18 protein-coding genes are annotated in these 19,902 nt (G+C 69.8%); 10 read left to right on the top strand and 8 right to left on the bottom strand.

Annotation, left to right across the window (positions count from 1 at the left end):
• The first annotated feature begins 117 nt into the window (after window positions 1–117).
• The 5 genes from Pflav_RS20830 (at window position 118) to Pflav_RS20810 (ending at window position 4,831) form a co-directional block, all read left to right on the top strand.
• Window positions 118–1,530 carry a short-chain fatty acyl-CoA regulator family protein gene (locus Pflav_RS20830; protein WP_173037641.1) on the top strand — a complete coding sequence of 471 codons (1,413 nt, stop codon included), beginning with the start codon at window positions 118–120 and terminating at the stop codon, window positions 1,528–1,530.
• A gap of 72 nt (window positions 1,531–1,602) precedes the next feature.
• On the top strand, window positions 1,603–2,157 hold the full coding sequence (locus tag Pflav_RS20825; protein ID WP_197938669.1) for a SigE family RNA polymerase sigma factor: 555 nt from the start codon (window positions 1,603–1,605) through the stop codon (window positions 2,155–2,157).
• Complete coding sequence (locus Pflav_RS20820; protein WP_173037640.1) at window positions 2,157–2,888, top strand: hypothetical protein; 732 nt, start codon at window positions 2,157–2,159, stop codon at window positions 2,886–2,888. The genes Pflav_RS20825 and Pflav_RS20820 overlap by 1 nt, the downstream gene beginning before the upstream one ends.
• A gap of 318 nt (window positions 2,889–3,206) precedes the next feature.
• Complete coding sequence (locus tag Pflav_RS43785; RefSeq protein ID WP_197938668.1) at window positions 3,207–3,377, top strand: acylphosphatase; 171 nt, start codon at window positions 3,207–3,209, stop codon at window positions 3,375–3,377.
• A gap of 587 nt (window positions 3,378–3,964) precedes the next feature.
• The gene (locus Pflav_RS20810) at window positions 3,965–4,831 is read left to right on the top strand and encodes an IS5 family transposase (protein ID WP_173037639.1); all 867 of its coding nucleotides are present in this window, start codon (window positions 3,965–3,967) and stop codon (window positions 4,829–4,831) included.
• 13 nt (window positions 4,832–4,844) lie between these two features.
• On the opposite strand, the gene Pflav_RS20805 is transcribed toward Pflav_RS20810, so the two are convergent.
• From Pflav_RS20805 to Pflav_RS20790, 4 genes are all read right to left on the bottom strand, one after another.
• Complete coding sequence (locus tag Pflav_RS20805; RefSeq protein WP_173037638.1) at window positions 4,845–5,177, bottom strand: hypothetical protein; 333 nt, start codon at window positions 5,175–5,177, stop codon at window positions 4,845–4,847.
• A 128-nt stretch (window positions 5,178–5,305) separates the two neighbouring features.
• A complete protein-coding gene (locus Pflav_RS20800; RefSeq protein WP_173037637.1) occupies window positions 5,306–8,860 on the bottom strand; it encodes a DUF6531 domain-containing protein in 3,555 nt (1,184 codons plus the stop codon).
• Between the two features lie 292 nt (window positions 8,861–9,152).
• Entirely contained in the window at window positions 9,153–10,220 is a 1,068-nt protein-coding gene (locus Pflav_RS20795) for an ADP-ribosylglycohydrolase family protein (RefSeq protein WP_173037636.1), read from the bottom strand.
• On the bottom strand, window positions 10,217–11,227 hold the full coding sequence (locus Pflav_RS20790; RefSeq protein ID WP_173037635.1) for an ADP-ribosylglycohydrolase family protein: 1,011 nt from the start codon (window positions 11,225–11,227) through the stop codon (window positions 10,217–10,219). The genes Pflav_RS20795 and Pflav_RS20790 overlap by 4 nt, the downstream gene beginning before the upstream one ends.
• Before the next feature lie 253 nt (window positions 11,228–11,480).
• Here Pflav_RS20790 and Pflav_RS20785 point away from each other — a divergent pair, with 253 nt between their 5' ends.
• The 5 genes from Pflav_RS20785 (at window position 11,481) to Pflav_RS20765 (ending at window position 16,631) form a co-directional block, all read left to right on the top strand.
• Window positions 11,481–12,479 (top strand): LacI family DNA-binding transcriptional regulator, encoded by a 999-nt coding sequence (locus Pflav_RS20785; protein WP_173037634.1) that lies wholly within the window; start codon window positions 11,481–11,483, stop codon window positions 12,477–12,479.
• Between the two features lie 133 nt (window positions 12,480–12,612).
• On the top strand, window positions 12,613–13,935 hold the full coding sequence (locus Pflav_RS20780) for an ABC transporter substrate-binding protein (RefSeq protein ID WP_173037633.1): 1,323 nt from the start codon (window positions 12,613–12,615) through the stop codon (window positions 13,933–13,935).
• Between the two features lie 10 nt (window positions 13,936–13,945).
• Window positions 13,946–14,869, top strand: a complete 924-nt coding sequence (locus Pflav_RS20775) for a carbohydrate ABC transporter permease (protein ID WP_197938667.1) — start codon at window positions 13,946–13,948, stop codon at window positions 14,867–14,869.
• A gap of 56 nt (window positions 14,870–14,925) precedes the next feature.
• Entirely contained in the window at window positions 14,926–15,753 is an 828-nt protein-coding gene (locus Pflav_RS20770; protein WP_173037632.1) for a carbohydrate ABC transporter permease, read from the top strand.
• Window positions 15,750–16,631 carry a ribokinase gene (locus Pflav_RS20765; RefSeq protein ID WP_173037631.1) on the top strand — a complete coding sequence of 294 codons (882 nt, stop codon included), beginning with the start codon at window positions 15,750–15,752 and terminating at the stop codon, window positions 16,629–16,631. The genes Pflav_RS20770 and Pflav_RS20765 overlap by 4 nt, the downstream gene beginning before the upstream one ends.
• An 8-nt stretch (window positions 16,632–16,639) precedes the next feature.
• Here Pflav_RS20765 and Pflav_RS20760 read toward each other — a convergent pair whose 3' ends face one another.
• The 4 genes from Pflav_RS20760 to Pflav_RS48845 form a co-directional block, all read right to left on the bottom strand.
• A complete protein-coding gene (locus Pflav_RS20760; protein ID WP_173037630.1) occupies window positions 16,640–17,773 on the bottom strand; it encodes a Gfo/Idh/MocA family protein in 1,134 nt (377 codons plus the stop codon).
• An 87-nt stretch (window positions 17,774–17,860) separates the two neighbouring features.
• Entirely contained in the window at window positions 17,861–18,601 is a 741-nt protein-coding gene (locus Pflav_RS20755) for a copper homeostasis protein CutC (protein ID WP_197938666.1), read from the bottom strand.
• A gap of 150 nt (window positions 18,602–18,751) precedes the next feature.
• Window positions 18,752–19,381, bottom strand: coding sequence for a DUF305 domain-containing protein (locus Pflav_RS20750; RefSeq protein WP_173037628.1), 630 nt, complete (start codon window positions 19,379–19,381; stop codon window positions 18,752–18,754).
• 102 nt (window positions 19,382–19,483) lie between these two features.
• Window positions 19,484–19,837, bottom strand: coding sequence for a DUF6153 family protein (locus tag Pflav_RS48845; RefSeq protein WP_377310593.1), 354 nt, complete (start codon window positions 19,835–19,837; stop codon window positions 19,484–19,486).
• Window positions 19,838–19,902 lie beyond the last annotated feature (65 nt).

Genomic DNA, 19,902 nt, shown 5'->3' with positions numbered 1-19,902 from the left:
TAAAGGGACGGAAACAGCCAATTATTGAGAAGCCTCGGCGCCATTTTGCAAACTTGCGAATGCGCCCCTTTTCAATGCTGCTAATCTGTGCTGATCTGGTCGGCGGAAGGAGCACCCGTGACCAAGACATTCGCCGGAGCGCGGCTGCGACGCCTGCGCGAGGACCGCACGATCAGCCAGGTCGAGCTGGCCCGGCAGCTCGGCATATCGGCCAGCTACCTCAACCAGATCGAGCACGACGCCCGGCCGCTGACCGTCCCGGTGCTCATCCGCATCACGGAGCTATTCGGCGTCGACACCACATTCTTCGCGCCACACGACACCCCACGGTTGGTGCACGACTTGCGCGAAGCCCTGCCGCCGCGAGTCACGGTGTCCGACCTGACCGAGCTGGCCACAAAGCTGCCCGAGGTGGCCGAGGCCGTCATCGAGCTGTTTCGCCGTTACCGGCAGGCAAACGACCAGCTGGCCGAGATCGTCGGCGACCGCGAGCTGGTGGCCGGGCGGAGCCCGCACGACCAGGTGAGCGACTTCTTCTACCGCCGGCAGAACTACATCCCCGACCTCGACGAGGCGGCCGAGGCCCTCGCGGAGAAGATCGGCGTGCGGCGGGGTGAGACCCGCGCGGTACTGGCCGACCGGCTCGCCGAGCGGCACGGAATCCAGGTCACCCGTGAGGACGCCTCGGCACTCGGTGGCGAGCTGCACCGCTACCGGCCCGAGACGCGCACGCTGTACCTGTCCACGTCGCTGCGCCCGGGCCAGGAGGCGAGCCGCATCGCCGCCCAGATCGGCCTGATCGAGTGCGCCGACATCATCGACGAGGTCATCGAGGAGGAGCAGGTCGACGACGTGCAGACCCAGATCCTCATGCGGGTCGGCTTGGCCAACTACTTCGCGGCCGCGCTCATCTTCCCGTACCAGCGCTTCCTCACCGCGGCCGAGAGCATGCGGTACGACATCGAGCTGCTCACCAACCACTTCGCGATGGGCTGGGAGAGCGTCTGCCATCGGCTGAGCACCCTCCAGCGCCCCAAGGCCCGCGGCGTGCCGTTCTCGTTCGTGCGGGTCGACCGCGCCGGCAACATGTCCAAACGCCAGTCAGCCACAGGATTCCCGTTCTCCCGCTCGGGTGGCACCTGTCCTTTGTGGAACGTGTACGAGGCGTTCAACGCACCCGGCCGGGTCATGACCCAGATCGCGGCCATGCCCGACGGCCAGCGCTACCTGTGGATCGCCCGCACCGTGACCCGCCACCTCGGCGGCTTCCGCCAGCCCGGCAAGATCTTCGCGATCGGCCTCGGCTGCGAGACCCGCCACGCGAGCCGCCTCGTCTACTCCGACGGCCGAGACCTCGACGCGACAGGCGCCGCTACCCCGATCGGCCCCGGCTGCAAAACCTGCGAACGGCTGTCCTGCGCGCAACGCGCCGCCGCACCGATCGGCCGGAGCCTTGACCTCGACGAAAACAGAAGCACGTTCATCCCGTACCCCTCAAGACGCGGGGCTGACACCGCTGTCGATGCGTGACAACCATCCGGCGGGTCCTGCCGTGGTGGAGGGTATGAGCATGCGAGGCGATCGGCTGTGAACGCCGAATCGGTGAGTGCCCCGGGGGCCACCGCGCCGCCTGGCGCCCGCCCGCGCGCCGAGGTGGTCGAGTTGTCCGGGAGCCGAGATGAGCAGTTTGAGGCGTTCGTGGCCGACGTCGGGCCGTACCTCCTCCGGGTCGCCCTGCTGCTGTCCGGCGACCGGAGTCAGGCCGAGGACCTGGTGCAGACCACGTTCGAACGCACCTACAGGTCCTGGGAGCGGGCCCGCCGCACCGATCCCCGGGCGTACGCCCGCAAGGTGCTCGTGAACCTGAGGATCGACCGCTGGCGCGGCCTCCGTCTGGAGGTCCTGACTTCCCCGGACACGCTGCCCGAGGGCACGACGCCGAGCCATGCCGACACTGTGGACGGGCGCAACGAGGTCGTCCGACTCCTGGCCGAGCTGCCGCTGGCCCAGCGACGGGTGGTGGTGCTTCGGCACCTGCTCGGCCTCACCGAGTCCGAGACCGCCAAGGAGCTCGCCGTCTCGATCGGCACCGTCAAGTCGCACAACGCACGGGCCCTGGCCCGGTTGCGCACCCTGCTCACGAAAGGGCAGCAATGATGGACCCCACCCGCCAGCCGGCCGCCCCGCGCGGCGGCCCGTCCGACGCCGCCGTCGTGGCCTACCTCCGCGCGGGCGCCCCGGGCCTGCCGATCGCACAGTTCGACGGGCGAGCCGTGACCTCCCAGGCGCGCGCCGCGCTGCGTCGCCGTCGCCGAAACTTCGTCAAGGCCGTGGCCGGCGCGACCGCCGCCTACGTCGCGCTCGCGCTCGCCGGCCCGCTGCCCGTGCCCGGCCTCGACATCGTGACCGCGCCCGCAGGCACTGCCATCCGGGCCCTGGAAGACCTCGCCCCGGGCGAAGGTCCCGGACCGTACCGGCGGAAGGCGGACGTGGACCGCCTGGAGACGGAAGTGCTGCCCGTGGTCCAGGAGCTTCAGGTCGCGTACTACCGCCTGACACCGGTGCCATGCCGCCAGCTGGAGTATCCGCGTGGCAGCTACGGCGATGGGCCTCCAGAGTGTGGGGCCTCGCTGGGGTTCGACGCCGAGGCGCGGGCGGACTTCGACGAAGTGACAGCCGCCGTCGAGCGGTCCGGGGTGGCGATCATACAGATCTTCCGCCAGGCGGAAGGAGGAATCGACATAGCGCTCAAGGACGACTCCTGGCAGCACCACTGGTCGTACGTGTACCTGCCCGACGCCAGCTCACCACCCCCGACAATCTGGCCAGGCGAGGAGTGGACGCATATCCGCGACGACTGGTGGCTCTACCGTGTCTACGCCGACTGATTCCGGCGGGTGAGTCGACGAAGCAGCGTTGAACCGCGCCAGCTGGTAAACGCCACGAAGGGAAGTAGGGCCAGTGCCAGCGCGAGGGCAACGACGCCGACGACGGTGTCTGGCAGCTCATCGGCGCGACGGACGCGGACAGCACCGGGAAGATCGGACACCTTCACCATGCCGTGGATGAAGACCCTACCTTGATCGATGTTCTTGACCTGCCACCCGGACACAGCGCGAGCCGCACCCGACTCGGAGGCCCTTGGACCCGCCGGCAAGGCTACCCAGCCTGACGGAAACGCAGGCGGGCGGCGGTACTGTGACCTGGTGATCCGTAGGCGGGTGCTGGTCTCGGGCGACGTGCAGGGCGTCTTCTTCCGTGATACGTGCCGCCGCGTCGCCGGGCAGCAGGGTGTGGCCGGTTGGGTGCGCAACCTACCGGATGGCCGGGTCGAGGCTGTCTTCGAGGCGAAGCGGAGAGCGTCGAGCATTTGGTGAGTTGGTCCCGTCGGGGTCCGTCCGGGGCCAGGGTCACGGCCGTCGACGTTCACGATGAGCCGGTGGAAGGGCACGTGGTCTTCGAAATTCGACGTTAGGCGATCCAAGCCCAACCCCGAGCCCGACCCGGGATCGCCGTCGGACGCGGGGTTGGTGTACGCGAGAGATCGTGGTATGCAACTGCCCTCCAGGGGCAACTCAGTACCACGATCTGCCGGACGGCGGCCCGTCGTCGCGCCGATCAAGGCAAACCGAGCGCCTTTGGGCGCGTGTCTGGTTTGGACGGAGCGCGGACTCGGCAGCGAAGGTCGTGGTTGGTCGACCACGACCCGGGGGGTGAGCTTGCGCAACCGCGAAGGGTGAGGCCGCGGGAGCGACGGTCCGGACCACAACGGACATCGCGGTAGCCCAACTTTCTTTGATTTTGGGCCTTTATTCGAGACAAGACGCCGAGGGCACCACAACTCCAAACGCTTTCTAGTTAGAGGGCATCTCATCCCATTTAGTGATGATCTGGTATAGACACGGCGGGCCGTGGTTGACAGGGCGTCCCACCATTGTGGATGTTGGTTTGGTAGGTCGGGTGAATGACGACTGCTCGCCGTCCGTACGGCACCGACCTGTCCGACGCTCGGTGGGCGTTGATCGAGCCGATGCTGTCGGCGTGGCGGGCGGGCCGGGTCGGGTTGGGGATCTCGCCGATAAAGCATGATCTGCGGGAGATCGTGAACGCGATCCTGTACGTGAATCGGACCGGGATCCCGTGGGAGTATCTGCCGCACGATTTCCCGCCGTACAAGACGGTGCATGGCTACTTCGCGTTGTGGGAGAAGGAAGGCCTCACCGAGGCGATCCACGACGCGTTGCGGGGCAAGGTCCGCCAAGCGGCGGGCCGGGACGCCGAACCCACCGCGGCGATCCTGGACGCGCAGTCCGTCAAGACCTCTGGCAACGTGCCCGAGCATTCGCAAGGTATCGATGCGGGGAAGAAGATCAAGGGGCGGAAACGACACATCGCCTCCGACGTGCTGGGTCTGCTGCTGGTGATCCTGGTGACCGCGGCCAGTGTCCACGACACCGCCGGCGGCCGGGTAGTTGTGGAACAGGTGGCCAACCAGTACCCCGCGGTCGCGGTGGCCTGGGTGGATTCCGGCTACAAGCAAAGCGTCATTGACGCCGGCGCGATGCACGGTATCGACGTGCAAGTGGTCACCAAGGACCCACAGCAACGCGGGTTCAAGCCACAACGTAAGCGCTGGGCGGTCGAGCGTACGTTCGGCTGGCTGATGTGGCACCGCCGCCTGGTCCGCGACTACGAAACCAACCCGCAGCGTTCCCGATCCATGATTCATTGGGCAATGATCGACACCATGTCCCGGCGACTGACGGGCGAATCAACCCCGTCCTGGCGCGACGACGACACCATAAATGCGGACACAACCCCCGATCTATGAATCAGATGCCCTCTTAGGCCGCTCGCGTCGCGGAGGGTGGGGTGGGCTTGCGGCCGCGGCCGAGGCGGCCGAGGCGGCCGCCGATGAGTTCGCCGGTGGCTTGGGCGAAACCCTCCGCCGCACCGTCCTTGGCCGCCGTGCCGAGGCTGGACCAGGAGAAGGTGCGGGTCTGGATGGCGGTGACGAGGTAGTCGGTGACCCCGCCGGCCGCGCCGGCGAGCGCGCCGCACAGTGGTGTGGCGAAAAGCACGAGCGGACTTCTGACCGCTACCGCCGCCGCGAAGAGGGCGCCTTCGCAATTGCCGAACACCACCCCGGCGACGATGTCGCCCAGGTGCGAGATCACGAAGCGGGCGGCCCGGACCGCAAAGGACGCGGCCTTCTTGAGCAGGTCGATCGGGTTCCACCAGGACAGGCCGGACGGGTCCGCGGCGTTGAGTGGGTTGTTACCGGCGTACGAGAACGGCGCGCGGGTCAGCGCGGCGAGGGATCGCGGGTGAGGAACTGCCCGGTGGCCGGATCGTAGTGACGGGCGTGCAGGTACTGGAATCCGGTGCCCTGGTCCGTGTACTGACCGGCGTAGCCCAGGGGAGAGCCGCCGCTTGGCCCGGTCGGCCGGCCGAAGGCGTCGTAGCCGCGCGTTTCCACCGTGCCGCCGCGCTCGTCGGTGAGCATGCGGACGCTGCCCTGGGCGTCGGTGTGCAGGTACCGGACCGTGCCGTCGCGGCCGATCTGCGCGATGGGCTGGCCGTTCGGGCCGTAGAGGTAGGAGTTGGCGGTATCGGTGAGCACCAATGGGACAGAGGTCGAGTGGTCCCAGGCGAAGGTCGACGTGCTGCCGTTCACCGTCGCGCTGGCTCGCTGGCCGGTGCCGTCGTAGGTGTACTGGATGTCCTCGCCGTACCCGGTGAGGTGGTTGGCCTCGTCGTAGCTGAGGTCGGTGGTGCCGGCGCCGGTCGTGACCGAAGCGCGGTTGCCCTGCTCGTCGTAGCCGTAGGTCACCGCCGTGCCATCGGCCGGGGTCGTGGTCCTCAGCTGTCCCGCGGCGTCGAAGGCTTGCTCGGTCCCGTCCGGGAAGGCGTCCAGGTTGCCCGCGCTGTCGTACCCGAACGCGCCGCCATCGCCGGTCCCGACCCGGTTCAGCGTGTCGTACGTGTACGCGATGGTGGTTTTCGGCTGCCCGTCGAACTCGGTCGTGGCTGAGCTGATCCGGTTGGCCGCATCCCGGTTGTATCCGAACTCCGCCTTGGTGGCGTCGCCGAGCTTGCTGGTGATGGCGGATTCGTAGCTGGTGACGATCCCGTTGGGGTATTTCTGCGAGGTGAGGTTTCCGGCTATGTCGTACTCGAACTCTGTGGTGCGGCCGCCCCAGTCGGTGACCGTGGTGAGCCGGTCCGCGTTGTCGTACGTGCGCCTGACGGTGCCGGCGGGGTAGGTCAGCCCGACCTGGTTTCCCGCGCCGTCGTACGTGTACCTGACAGTGAGGCCGGCGCCGTTAGTGACGCCGGTGAGCCTGTCGTTCCGGTCATACGAGTACTTCGTGTGCCCAGTGCCGTCGTCCATCGAGTCCAGCCGGCCGGCCTCGTCGTAGTGGTACACGATGCCCGGCACGTCACCGCGCGACTGGGTGACCGAGACAAGGTTGTTCGCCTCGTCGTACCCGTATCGGGTGAGCCGGCCCGCCGGGTCGGTCAGGCTTGTCTGGTTGCCCGCCCGGTCATAGCCCATCCGGGTGATGCGCCCAAGCGGGTCGGTGACCGAGATGACCCGGTCCAGCGCGTCGTAGGTGAACTTGGTGGGCAGTCCGGCCGCGTCGACCTGTAGGTTTACGCGGCCGGCGCGGTCATAGCCGGTACGGGTGCTGCTGCCGTCGGCGCGGATCACCATGACGGGCCGGTCGGCGTCGTCATACGTGAACCGCGTGACGTTTCCACTGTGGTCGGTCGCCTGCTCCACATTGCCGTTGCCGTCGTACCGGATCGCCTTCGTGCCCGCGCCGAGCTGCTCCGGCTGCCCAGCGGCGTTGTACGTCAACCGGGTCTCGCCGCCGAGCGGGTCGACAACGGATGTGGGGTTTCCGGCGAAGTCGTATGTGTAATTCGTGGTGGCGCGTTCCTCGAGGTGCGGGTAGACGGTCGACGACACGACGTTGCCCCAGTCGTCGTACTCAAGGGTGGTGACCTGCTTGTCCTTGTCGGGGTCCGGGCCTTTGATCCACTTCAGGTCGCCCGGGTGGGCAGCGCTGTCGTAGTGGTACGTGACCGCTTGCCGTTCGGCGTCGACCATCGCGGTCAGCCTGCCGTTGTCGTACCGGTACTCGGTGGTCGCGCCCAGCGGGTTGACCACGGCCGCGATCTCGCCCGGGTTGTCGTACCGGTAGGTGGTGGTGTTGCCGCGAGCGTCGGTCAACCGCAGCAGATCGCCCGTGCCGGCGTCGTGGTCGTACCGTGTCGTGTGGCCGTTTCCGTCGGTCACCGAGGAGACAAGCGCGCCAGGCCCGTACGTGTAGCGGGTGGTGGCCGCGTCCCGGCTGCCGGCGCCGCGGGTGACCGCCGTCAGCTCCAGGCTGGCGTACTCGAAGACGCTGACGTCGCCTTCCGGACCGGTCATCGTGGTGGTGCCGCCGGACGGGGCGGCCCCGTCGCCTCGGTAGGACCAGCTCGTCTGCCCGCCGGTCGGATCCACCAGGGCCTTCACCCGGTGCGCCTCGTCGTACGTGACGGATCGGATGCCGCCGCGCGGGCTGCGCGCCGTCACCATCCGGTGGCCCGGGTCGTAGCCGAAGGTCCAGGTGCGCTTGCTGCGCACGTCCGTGACCCGGGTCAGGTCGCCGCCGCTGTACCCGTAACGCCAGGTCCGCGCGGCCAGGTCGGTGTCCCGGTCCACGACCTCCAGAGTGGACACCCGGCCGCCGAGGTAGCCGAAGCGCAAGGTCCGGCCGGCCGGATCGGTGACCCGGGTCAGCAAGTCGTCGTCGTACGTCAGGTGGGTGGTGTTGCCGTGGGCGTCGCTCTGCTGGACCAGCCGCCCCGACTCGGTGAACAGGTGCCGGATCCCGTCGGCGTACCGGCGGAACTCGAAACCGCTGCCGGGCCTGAAGATCAGGGTCGCCGGCAGCCCAGGCGGCGCCCGGTAACCGCCCTGGCCGTCCGAGGTGAAGAGCAGCGACGCGCCGTTCTCCTCGGTGACCTTGGCCGTGCCCGCGTCGGTGGAAACCGACATGCCGTAGCTGTCGACCCAGCCCTGCCCGAACCGCGAGTCCTGGTCGGCGCGGTCGGAGCGGTAGGTCCGGGTCAAGGCGAGCGGTGCGCCTCGACCGGCGATCGACACGTCGGTGGTTTCCTCCCACCACACGCCGGTGGCGCAGTTGACGGTGGATCCGCAGGAGGGCATCGGGCGGGTCCGGCTCGGCGGGCCACCCTCGCCTGCGCGGGTCGGGCTGCCGGCGGGCGCGACGCTCGCCGCCGGGGCCTGCGCCAGCGCGAAGTAGGCGGTGGCGCCCGGGCCGAGCGGAGGGTGGAAGCGCACCTTGCCGCTGCGCCGGTCGGTGCCGAGGCGGGCGAAGGTGACGCCGGGACCTTCGAAGCCGGTACCGCCGAAGGGACACCCGCCCGGCACCGCTCCATCGTGGACACCGCAGAGCCCGCCCGTGTGGAACGAGAACAGCTGGGCGTCAGCGGCCAGGGACAGCTCGCGGACCGGCGCCGGGCTGGAGTTCAGCACGCCGACGAGGGTGGCGCCGCTCAGGCCGTCGTACGGGCGCTGGCCGGGATCCGAACGGACAGCCACCGCACCCGTGCCGGTGACCTCGATGAGCGCGCCGCAGCCGGTCGCCGCCCCGACCTGCGGGCACTGCCGGAACGGCGCGGCCGCGCCCGCCGCCTCCGTGGCGAGTCCCGACGCGGGCCGCCAGCCGCTCGGGAGCCGTCCATAACGGACGGAGACGGTGGTCTGGTGAGCCGCTCGGAGGGCGACCGGATATGTCAAAGCCACCGGCTGCGGGCGCTCCGGCGCATTCTCGAATGTCACCGTCCCCAATACGATGACCAGCACAATAGCCTTCAAAACAGCAAGGAAAGGCCACCGCCGGAAATAGATGCGCATCCGCCCACCGTCTTATGTCGACGTCCCTGAGTCACCGGGGATCTGGTGGGGCGCAACGTATCGCGCTCGGTGTCACCCGAATTGGTGAGCGACAGGAACCCGACACGCTTTCCTGTTCGCCGTTTCGGGAAAAGGCCAAAGCCAGGGCAAATGCGCTACGGGCGCCGAAAGCCCGCGCCGCGGGTGCCGGTCACCCGGGGCGCGAGCCGTCGTCGGTTCAGGCGAGGTCGCCACCACCAGCGGGTGCCGCTGCCAGCGCGGCGGCCAGCTCGCCCAGCCGTACGCCCTGTGTGGACGGTACGCAGAGGCCGGCCAGCTCGTCGATCGGCCCGCGCCAGGTGGACGGCAGTGCGCTGGCGCCAACCGAAGCCCCGACCAGCGCCCCGACCAGTGCCGGCAACGTGTCGGCCGGCTTGGGCAGCAGCGCGGCGGCGCCGAGCGCCTCGGCGAGGCTCCCGCTCTCCCGGGCGATGAGCAGCGCCAGCGGTAGCGTCTCGGCGACCACGTTGCCGAAGTTGTACTCGGGGTTGACCACCTTGTCGCTCCACAGGGGAATGGCCGCGAACGCCGAGCCGGACTCGCCGAGCGCCTCTTCGGCGACCGCGAGCTTCCGGCCCAGCCAGGTCTGCGCGGAGATCTGACCGCGGGCGGCGTCGACGGCTTCCGCGAGCGTGCCGCCACCGACGGCGACCGCGATGGCCACGGCGAACGCGGCGGCGCCGTCGACGCCGACCTCGGCGTTGGTGATCGAGGCAAGGCGGCGCGCAACGGTGGCGGCCTGATCGGGGTCGCCGGCCCACCGGATGCCGACCGGCAGCACCCGGGCCAGCGCCGAGTCGTCGTAGTGGTGGGGGTTGTCGTTGCCGGTCGTCGGCGCGCGCAGGCCGAGCAGTGCGTTGGTCACGGCCGAACGGTCGGCCACGGACCCCCAGAGCTCCTCGTGCTGCGGCTCGACCCGGCTCCACCACGCGTCGAAGAGGTCGTCCATGCTCGGGTCGGCGGGGACCGCGAGCACGATCTGCGCGCCGAGCGCCGCCTGCTCCGCGTCGTCGGTCGGGCCGAAGTCCATCAGGGCCGGGCTGGCGCTCATGCTGAAGGGCACGGGGAGCTTGTTGACCCGCTGGGCGTCACCCTCCACTGTGAACCTCGCCAGCAGCTCACGCCGTCGCGGCAGCGGCAGCATGCGGTGCCACATGGCGGGGAAGCTGGCGGCGTCGCCGGCGGCGAGGCCGAAGAGCGCGCCTTCCGCTCGGTCCAGGAACGCGGCGTCGGCAGGCGTGGTCATCGGGTGGCTCCGTTCGGGGTAGCGGTGCCGCGCGCCTCGACGGCGTCGGCGATCTCGTCGGCGAGCGCGGAGAGGCGTACTCCCGCGGTGTTGTGGATGCAGGTGCCGCGCAGCGCGACGATCCGGCTTGACCACTCGGCGGGGATCGCGCTCGCGCCGCGCAGGGCGCCGGCCATGGCACCGGCCATCGCGGCGATGGTGTCCGCGTCGCGTCCGATGTTGACGCCACCGAGCACCGAGTCGACGTACTCGCCCTCGGCGGTGGCGAATACGCCGAACGCGAGCGCGGTGGCTTCGGGGGCCACGTCGGACCAGGGGTAGTGGAAGATCGAGATGCGCCGCTCCAGCTCGTCGAGGCGCTCCTCGGCGGTACCCGGGCCGGTCGCGATCGCCACCGCGCGGTTGACCATTCGGGCCGACCAGGAGTCGGCGGGGATCGCGGCGACGCCCGCGTCGACCACCACCCGCCAGTCGTCGGTGGTCGCCGCGGCGGCGACGGCGGCGGCTACCGCCTGTCCACAGTAGATGCCGTCCCGGGCGTGGCTCACCTGGGCGTCGATGCCCGCGATCCGGGCCGCTTCGGCGGGGTCGCCGGCGAAGTACGCTCCGATCGGCGCGACCCGCATCGCCGACCCGTCGCTCCACATCTCATGGTTGTCCGAGCCGGTGTCCGGGGCGCGCAGCCCGCGGGCGAGGTTGTGTATCCCCTCCATCTCGGAGAAGCCGCCGCGGTTGAAGCCGCCATTCTGGTGGACGAGCACCCGCTCCCACTCGTTGGAGACGTCGTCGATGGTCAGCGCCGGGCCGTAGGTCAGCAGGATCCGCGCGGTCAGCGCGGCGTACTCGGTGTCGTCGGTACCGGCGGGATCGTCGGACAGGAAGCCGGTAACCCGGCCATGGGCGGCACGGATCGCCTCGCGCGTCATCCCCTCGGTCGGCGCACCGAGGGCGTCGCCGATGGCTTGGCCGAGGACCGCACCGTGGACGCGGTCGCGCAGGTCAGTCATGAACTTTCGCTCCGTCAACGTCGGTGATCTAGGGCTGGAGCCACACGATAACGCGCAAACGCGTTTGCGCTAGAGGGGTGCGGCCAATGTGGTCCACTTCCTATCTCAGATCGGCGATACACACCTAAAGTCGGGAAACCTCCGGTTGACAAGCTCAGGATCATGACCCAAACTTCCGTAACACCCCGCCCGGCGGGTGAGATTTACCAAACCGGTTTGCGCCGGACCCCGTACAGCCGTCAGGAGCTTGGCCATGCCATCGCGAGCTCGTATCGCAGACGTCGCGGAGATCGCCGGCGTGAGCCGGACGACCGTGTCGCACGCGCTGAGCGGCCGGCGGCCGGTCTCCGACGAGGCGAGGGCGAAGGTCCTCGCCGCCGTCAAGGAGCTCAACTATCGGGCCAACCAGCTAGCGGTGGGCCTGCGCAAGGCGCGCACCCAGACCATCGCGTTCGTGATGCCCGACATCACCAACCCGTTCTATCCCATGGTCGCCCGGGGCGTGCAGGACGCGATCCGCGACGCCGGCTACCAGGTCGTCGTCTGTAGCACCGACGGAGACGCCGATCGCGAGGCCGCGTTCATCTCCGACATGGTCGGGCGGGCCGTCGACGGCCTGATCGTCGATCTGTTCCGTACGCCCGGCGAGTACGTCCAGTCCCTGGTGGGCGGGCATACACCGGTGGTCATACTCGGCCCGTTGAAGGCGCCGATCGGCGACCGGGTGCACGGTGACGACAAGGTCAGCGTCGCCGAGGCGACCCGGCACCTGCTGCGGCGGGGCCGCACCCGGATCGCGTTCGTCGGCGGGCTGCCGGGCGTCGGGCCGGCCGACTCGCGGCTCTCCGGCTACGAGGACGCGCTGCTCGGTGCCGGCCTGCCCATCGTTCCGGAGCTCGTCATCCGCTGCGACTACACGCGGCAAGGCGGGCGCGCGGCCGTGGCGGCGGCCCTCGACGCGGGTCTCGACTTCGACGCGATCGTCTGCGCAAACGATTTGGGCGCCATTGGCGCGATAGACGCGCTCCGGGCCGCGGGGCGTGCCGTACCCGATGACGTGGCGGTGACCGGCTTCGACGACATCGACGCCGCCGCTCTGGTCCATCCCCAGTTGACGACGATTGACAACCGCGCCTACGAGAAGGGGACGGTCTGCGGCCGGCTGCTTCTCCAGCGGATAACCGGGGAGCTGACGGGCCCGTTCCGGGACATCGTCGTGCCCGGTGCCCTCAACGTCCGGGAGTCGGCCTAGCGGGCCGCCTCCTGATTCGGGCCTGATCGGCCCTCAGCCGTTTGCCGACCCCACCGGCTTCCGGTGACAGAACAGGAGAACCCACCCCATGAATAACGTTCCTTCCGGTCTTTCCCGCCGGAATCTGCTCAAGTTGAGCGGGGGCACCGCGCTCGCCACCTTCCTCGCCTCCTGCGCCGGCGGCGGCGACGCCCCCGGCGGCAACTCCGGCAAGATCGTGGTCTGGTCCGGTTTCGCCAGCAAGGAAGCCGAAAACTGGTTCCGCACGAACACCCTTGAGGCGTTCAACAAGGAGCATCCGGCGGTGCCGGCAGAGCTGTCGGTCAAGCAGTTCGACAACTTCGAGCAGCAACAGCAGACCGCGCTGGCCGCCGGGTCCGGCCCCGACATCGTCGCGGCCGCCGGCCCCGGCCCGCTGCGGGAGTACGCCGCCGCCGGGTACCTCCTGCCGCTGGACGACTACGCGAAGAAGCTCGGCTGGAACGATCGCATCCTCGGCTGGGCGATGAAGACCGGCGTCATCGACGGCAAGCTCGTCGCGCTACCGACCAACTACGAGTCGATGCAAATCTTCTACAACCCGGCGACCATGTCGCAGCACGGCTGGACGTTTCCGAAGACGCGCGCCGAGTTCGAGGCGATCTGCCGGGAGGCCAAGGCCAAGGGCATGATCCCGGTGAGCGCCGGCAACGCGGACTACAAGAACGCCAACGAGTGGCACGTCTCGGTTTTCCTCAACCACATCGCCGGCCCCGACGCCGTACGCCAGGCGCTCAAGGGCGAAATCAAGTTCAGCGACCCGGTCTTCGTCGACGCGATGGAGCAGGCCCGGAAGTACTTTGTGGACGGCTGGTGGGGCGGCGCCGTGGACCGCTACTTCACCAATACCTTCCCCCAGCAGTACCAGCAGCTCGCCAAGGGTGAGGCGGTATTCAACATCACCGGCACCTGGGGGCTGGGCGAGATCGGGCCGTTCTTCGGCAAGGAGGGCGGCAACGACGCGGAGTGGGCGTGGGGTGCCGTCCCCTCGCTGCGGGACGGTGTGCCCGAGGACGTCTGGGAGCTGGCTGTCGGCGGCACCAACTCGATCAACGCGAAGTCGAAGAACCCGGACGCCGCCGCCGAGTGGATCGACTTCAACATGTCGGACCCGAAGCGGCAGGGCAGGGCGCTCGCCGAGGCCAACGAGCCGCCCCCGCCGATCGCCATGACCGAAGCCGACTTCCCCGCCGACCTGGACAAGCGGGTTTCGAGCCTCTTCGCGGCCTTCTCCAGCGCGACCCACGTCGGCTACACCACCTGGACGTTCTTCCCGCCCAAGACCGACACCTACATCATCGAGGGCTGGGAGAAGCTCATCACGGGCAAGCTCACCGCCCAGGCGTACTGCCAGGGGATAGCGGACGCCTTCGGGCCCGAGCTCGCCGCCGGCGTCGTACCGCCGCTCCCGGACTGACGCCGGCCCCATGACCGCACCCACCGCCACTCTCCCCAAGGCCGCGCCGGCTACCCGCCCGGGTAGCCGGCCGCGGCGCCGCCGCGTGAGCCACCGCACCCGGCTTGTGGCCTGGCTCTTCATGCTCCCGCTCGTCGCCTCGAACGTCACGGTGATCCTCTGGCCCGCCGTGCAGTCGGTGTACTACTCGTTCACCGACTGGTCCGGTGTCGGGTCGGGGCAGTGGATCGGGTTCGACAACTACACCCGGATGCTGGGCGACGAGGAGTTCAAGTCGGCGCTCTACCACAACCTGATCTGGACCGCCGTCAGCCTTGTCGTGCCGATGACGCTCGGGCTCTTCGGCGCGTACCTGCTCTCCCGGGTACGCCGGTACCAGGTGCTCTTTCGGCTCGCCTATTTCATCCCGTACACCGTGGCGACCGTGGTCAGCGCCGCCGTCTGGCAGACCCTGCTCTCGCCGGACAACGGCCTGGGCAGCGTCTTCGGTGTGAACTTCCTCGGCGACCAGGACCTGGCGCTCGGTACCGTCGCGATGGTCAACACCTGGGCGTTCTGGGGCTTCCTGGTCGTGATCTTCCTTGCCTCCATGCAGTCGGTGAACCCGGCGCTCTACGAGGCCGCGGCGCTGGACGGCGCGGGGCCGTTCCGCCAGTTCGTGTCGATCACGCTGCCGAGCATCCGGCCGACCCTCGTCTTCCTCGTCGTGCAGACGATCATCTGGTCGTTCCTCGCGTTCGACTTCGTCTTCATCCTCACCCAGGGCGGTCCGGCCGGAGCCACGGACGTGCTCAGCACGCTGCTCTACCGCAACGCCTTCGCCAACCTCGAAGCCGGGTACGCCTCCGCGATCGGCGTGGTGATGGCCCTGTTCACCGCGATCGTCGTCATCACCTACCAGGTGCTGCGCCGGGTCAGGAAGTGGGAAGCATGAGTGCCATCAGCGCCCTGACGAGGCCGAAACGTTTGCGTGCGCCCCGGGTGGCGGGTGTGAGCGGACGCCGGCCCGCCGGTATCGGCGGGTGGGCGGTCCTGCTCATCCTCGCCCTGTTCGCCGTCGGGCCACTGATCATCTTCGTCTTCGCCGCGTTCAAGACGCAGGCCGAGCTCGTGGACAACCCGTTCGGCCCGCCGGCCAAGCTGCTCTGGTCCAACTTCGCCGACGCCTGGAGCCAGGCGCACATGGGCCGAGGGCTGGCCAACAGCGCCATCCTGGTCACCGGAACAGTGGTCGGCACCTTGATCATCGCCGGCCTCGCCGCGTACGCGATGGCCCGGCTCGACCTGCCCGGCGGCGGCTCGGTCATCCTCTACCTGCTGGTCAGCAGCGCGCTGCCGATGCAGATGTTCCTCGTCCCGCTCTTCTACATCTGGACGCAGACCGGGCTGTACGACACTAAACTTGGGCTGATCATCATCTACTGCGCGACGCTGAGCCCGTTCGGCACGCTGCTGCTGCGGGCCTTCCTGCTGACCCTGCCACGAGAGTTGGAGGAGGCCGCGCGCATCGACGGTGCTGGTGAGCTGCGGATCGCCGCGCGGGTCATCCTCCCCAACGCGCTGCCCGGCATCCTCACCGTCGCGCTGATCACGGCGCTCGCGGCGTACAACGAGTTTCTGTTCGCGGTGACCTTCCTCCAGTCCGACGCGCAGATGCCGGTCTCCACCTCGTTCTTCGCCTTCCAGCAGTCGTACGTCCAGAACGACGTGCTCATCGCGGCGGCCGGCCTCATCATGCTGCTCCCGATGTTGGCCTTGTTCCTGGTGCTACAACGGCGTTTCGTGGAAGGCATGGCGAACACCGGGATGGCGGCATGAGCACGGTCGTGGTCGTCGGCTCAGTCAACGTGGACCTCGTCGCCGTCGGCGAGCGCATGCCGCTGCCCGGCGAGACGGTGTCGATGTCGCACTTCACGCAGGAGCACGGTGGCAAGGGCGCGAACCAGGCCGCCGCGGCGGTCGCCCTCGGCGCGAAGACCCACCTTGTCGGTGCCGTCGGCGACGACCACTGGGGTACAGTCGCCCGCCGCCAGCTCGCGGACCGCGGCGTGCGCGTCGAGGCGCTGACCACGGTTGCCGGCCCGACCGGTACCGCGATCATCCTGGTCGACGGCGCGGGGGAAAACTCCATCGCGATCGTCCCGGGCGCCAACGCCGCGGTCACGCCGGACCTGGTCACCTCGGCGCTGGCGGACGTCACCGGCGACGCGGTCGTGGTCGCCTGCCTGGAGATCCCGCTCGACGCCGTACACGCCGCGGCCACGGCCGCCCGCACGCGCGGCTGGCGCTTCGTGCTCAACCCCGCCCCGGCCCAGCCGCTACCCGACTCGTTGCTGGGACTCGTCTCGGTGCTCACCCCCAACCAGACGGAGGTATCCACGCTCGGCGGGACCGAATCGCTGCTGGCCACGGGGGTGGAAGCCGTGGTGGTCACCCACGGCGGGGCCGGCTGCACCGTGCACGTGGCGGGTGCCGACCCGGTACCCGTACCGCCGTGCGCCGCCGACGTGGTCGACACGACCGGCGCCGGTGACGCGTTCACGGCGGGCCTGGCGGTGGCGCTCGCCGACGGCCAGCCGCTGGCAGCGGCGGTCCGCTGGGCGGCGGCGGCCGGGGCGATCGCGACCGAGGGCCTCGGCGCCCAGGGCTCGCTACCCACCCCACCGGCGGTGGCCGCCCGCCTGGCCTCGGGCTGAGTCGCCGCTCAGAACGCGGGGACGCCGACCGGAGTACCGCCGCCGAGCGCGGACATATGCGCGGCGATGCCTACAGCGGTCCAGTTCGCGGCGCGGGTGTGGTCGACCGCCGGCGGCCGCTTCTCCACGATGCTTGTCACGAACTCGTGTACCAGGTGGGGATGCGACCCGCCGTGCCCGCCATGCCGGATCAGCGCGCCCGGACCGGCCTCGGGGTCCGGTCGCGTGTACCGCCGGATCGGCTCGGGCAGCAGGTCGGCGCGGTCCGGCGCGCGCACCGACCGCGTGGTCACCCGGCGCCCCCGCGCGGCCGTCGGTGCCTCGAGCGTGTGCAGCAGCGGCTCGCGGCCATCGCGCTGGGGCCACTCGAAGCCCTGCCGGTCGCCGAAGACGGAGAAAGACTCGCTGGCCGGGTGGGCGACCTGGAACAGCGACCGGACAAGCTCGACGACGGCGTCCCGGCCAGCCACCTGGACCAGGGCCGACTCGACGGCGAACCGGTTGCCGCCGGCACCGCGGTGCTCGGCCGCCAGCGCCCCGCCACCGACCGCGCCGACCCGCTGCGCCGGTGCGTCCAGCAGCCGGAGGATCGGCGCGATCGCGTGGGTCGCGTAGTGCATCGGCGGCAGGCCCATCCAGTACGCCGGCCAGTTGGTCATGTCCTGGTGGTGCGCGCCCTTGGCGTAGTTGATCGTCCCGAGGGCGCCTGACCGGAGAAGATCTTCGACGAAGAGGTACTCCCGCGTGTAGACGGCCGTCTCCATCATCATGTAGGTCGTGCCCGCGCGAGCCCGTGCCGCGACGATCCGGGCGATGTCCTCGAAGCTCAGCGCCATCGGTACGGCGCAGGCGACGTGTTTGCCCGCGTCGAGGGCGGCGACGGTGTGTGCCGTCCGGTCGGCGAACCCGGTGACGATGTGGACCGCGTCGATCTCGGGGTTGGCGAGCACCTCGTCCAGCGAGCGGTAGGCACCGGCCACGGCACACCTGGCCGCGACGGCGTCCCGGACCGCGTCCCGCGGATCGGCGACGAAGACCGTGCTGACGAGGGGATGGTCACGGTAGATCGGCACGAACTGGCGCCCGAACTCCAGGCCCACCACGGCCACCCGCAGCCCTTGGCGTGTTTCCTCCCGTGCCATGCGCACCACCCCTTCCGCGGTACGGCCAACGTACGGACGGCCGTCCCGGCGGAACCATGAAGTATCTCGCCGCGCTCCTGAGATTTCTTACCGGGCGCCGGCGGCGGCGATCAGCTCCTCGATCGCCGCCTGGCTCGTGCGGCGGCGCGTGTACTCCGCGGTCGCCGTGGCCGCGCCCATGCTGGCCCGCGGGTTGCGGTGCCGGGCCGGACTGTCCACTGTGGTCCGGGCGGTGAAGTGCACCTCACCCGCGCCGGTCAGGTCGCGCAGGCGCCGTACGTTGCTCGCCGTCACGCCGCCGCCCGGCATCACGGCGAGGCGATCCCCGGCGGCTGCGACGAGGTCGGCGATCAGCGGGGCGCCGTCCAGCGCGGTCGCTTCCTGGCCGGAGGTCAGCAGCCGGTCGATGCCGAGGTCGGCGATCGCGGCGAGCGCTTCGCGGGGAAGCCGCGCCATGTCGAACGCGCGGTGGAACGTCACCGACAGGCCGCCCGCGTCCGCGATGAGCTGCCGGCATACGGCGGTGTCCACATCGCCGTCCGCGGTGAGCGCGCCGATGACGACCCCGTGCGCACCCGCCGCCGCGACGGCCTCGATGTCGCGCCGCATCGCCCGGATCTCGTGCCGGTCGTAGATGAAGTCGCCGCCGCGCGGGCGGATGAGCACGTTGACGGCGATGGTGGTGCTGTCGAGCGCCTCGGCGATCGCGCCGGCGCTGGGCGTCAGCCCACCCTCGGAGAGGGCGGCGCACAGCTCCACCCGGTCGGCGCCCGCCGCCTGCGCGGCGAGTACACCCTCGACATCGTCCACGCAGACCTCGAAACGCACGCGCACATGCTATGTGATCTCACCTGACCCACTCGGGTTGACGTTGTAAACCTGCCGCTCCTGAGCGGCGCGGCCCCCAGCGAGGCGGCACGCGGGGGATGGTCCGAGTGGTCCCGGTCCCTGGGAGGGCCGGGACCACCGTGTACGAGGTCAGGCGGACTGGAGCATGGTTCGCATCTGTTCGATCTCGGCCGTCTGATCCGCCTCGATCTTTTGAGCCAGGGCCTTCGCCCCAGGGTGCTGGCCTTGCTGCTGCTCGCTGGTGGCCATCCGCAGCGCGCCCTCGTGGTGCTCGATCATCATCTCCAGGAACCTCTTGTCGAAGTCCCGCCCGGTGGCCTTCTCCAGCGCCGCCATGTCGGCGTCGCTCATCATGCCGGGCATGCTTCCGTGCGTGTCGTGGCCGCCGCTGGTGGCCGGTGGCGGGGCGCCCCACGCGGTCAGCCACCCGTTCATCTGCCCGATCTCTGGCCCCTGAGCCGCCGCGATTTTGCTGGCCAGCTCCTTGACCTTCGGGTTCGCCGCGCGGGTGGCGGCGAGCTCGGCCATCTCCACCGCCTGCTGGTGGTGCGGGATCATTCCCTGGGCGAACTCGACGTCCGCGTCGTTGTGCCCGGCGGCATCCGCCGGCGTGCCGGCACCGGCGGACGCGGCGGGCTGCTGCTCGCCGCCGTGGCCGCCGCCGTCGTGGCCCTCTCCGCCGCAGGCACCGACGAAGGCGAGGGCGGCGGCCACCGCGATGACGCCGCCGGCGCGGCGCATGACTGAACTGCTACGCATATCTTGGTCGACTCCTTGGATTCGTCGCTGGAAACGAGGTTGGCCAGCGGCCGACGGCCGTACACCTGGTGAACGGGTGCCGGCGGTCGGCCGGGAGTCGGCCTATATGCGTCGCAGCGAGAGTTCAGCCAGCCCGGGTGGACCGCAGCCGGTGCCGTTGCCCGCCTCGCGCGCGGCCGTGTGCGCCGTTAGCAGTGGTGGCTCGGTGGGCGTGGTCGGCAGCGGCGAAAGGGCGGGGACCCCGTCGGGACCATTTCCGCCCTGGTGGGGCTGGCATACCTGGCCGGGGTGACCATGCCAGCGGTCCGGGCAGTCAGCTCCGGGCGGGTGCGGACAGTGATCGGCTGCCGCCACCACAGCGAGTGCCGACGGGGCTGCGCCATGTTTGTGGGAGTGGCCGGTAGGGACGCCGGCCAGCTGGTGCATCGCGACTACGCCGACCACCGCACCAAGCATGATCAGCCGCGCGACCAGCGCCACGACCCGCTCACCCACGTTCTCAAACTACGTCCGAACCGTCG

Source organism: Phytohabitans flavus, assembly GCF_011764545.1.
GTDB classification, from domain to species: Bacteria; Actinomycetota; Actinomycetes; order Mycobacteriales; family Micromonosporaceae; genus Phytohabitans; species Phytohabitans flavus.
The sequence above is the reverse complement of the archived record's forward strand: the minus strand, read 5'-3'. Positions and strand labels throughout refer to the sequence as shown.

Bases quoted from the DNA above. Each gene is read 5' to 3' on its own strand.
- Pflav_RS20820 (WP_173037640.1), top strand. From the start codon at position 2,157: ATGGACCCCACCCGCCAGCCGGCCGCCCCGCGCGGCGGCCCGTCCGAC.
- Pflav_RS20810 (WP_173037639.1), top strand. From the start codon at position 3,965: ATGACGACTGCTCGCCGTCCGTACGGCACCGACCTGTCCGACGCTCGG.
- Pflav_RS20795 (WP_173037636.1), bottom strand. From the start codon at position 10,220: ATGACCACGCCTGCCGACGCCGCGTTCCTGGACCGAGCGGAAGGCGCG.
- Pflav_RS20790 (WP_173037635.1), bottom strand. From the start codon at position 11,227: ATGACTGACCTGCGCGACCGCGTCCACGGTGCGGTCCTCGGCCAAGCC.
- Pflav_RS20785 (WP_173037634.1), top strand. From the start codon at position 11,481: ATGCCATCGCGAGCTCGTATCGCAGACGTCGCGGAGATCGCCGGCGTG.
- Pflav_RS20775 (WP_197938667.1), top strand. From the start codon at position 13,946: ATGACCGCACCCACCGCCACTCTCCCCAAGGCCGCGCCGGCTACCCGC.
- Pflav_RS20765 (WP_173037631.1), top strand. From the start codon at position 15,750: ATGAGCACGGTCGTGGTCGTCGGCTCAGTCAACGTGGACCTCGTCGCC.
- Pflav_RS20760 (WP_173037630.1), bottom strand. From the start codon at position 17,773: ATGGCACGGGAGGAAACACGCCAAGGGCTGCGGGTGGCCGTGGTGGGC.
- Pflav_RS20750 (WP_173037628.1), bottom strand. From the start codon at position 19,381: ATGCGTAGCAGTTCAGTCATGCGCCGCGCCGGCGGCGTCATCGCGGTG.
- Pflav_RS48845 (WP_377310593.1), bottom strand. From the start codon at position 19,837: ATGCTTGGTGCGGTGGTCGGCGTAGTCGCGATGCACCAGCTGGCCGGC.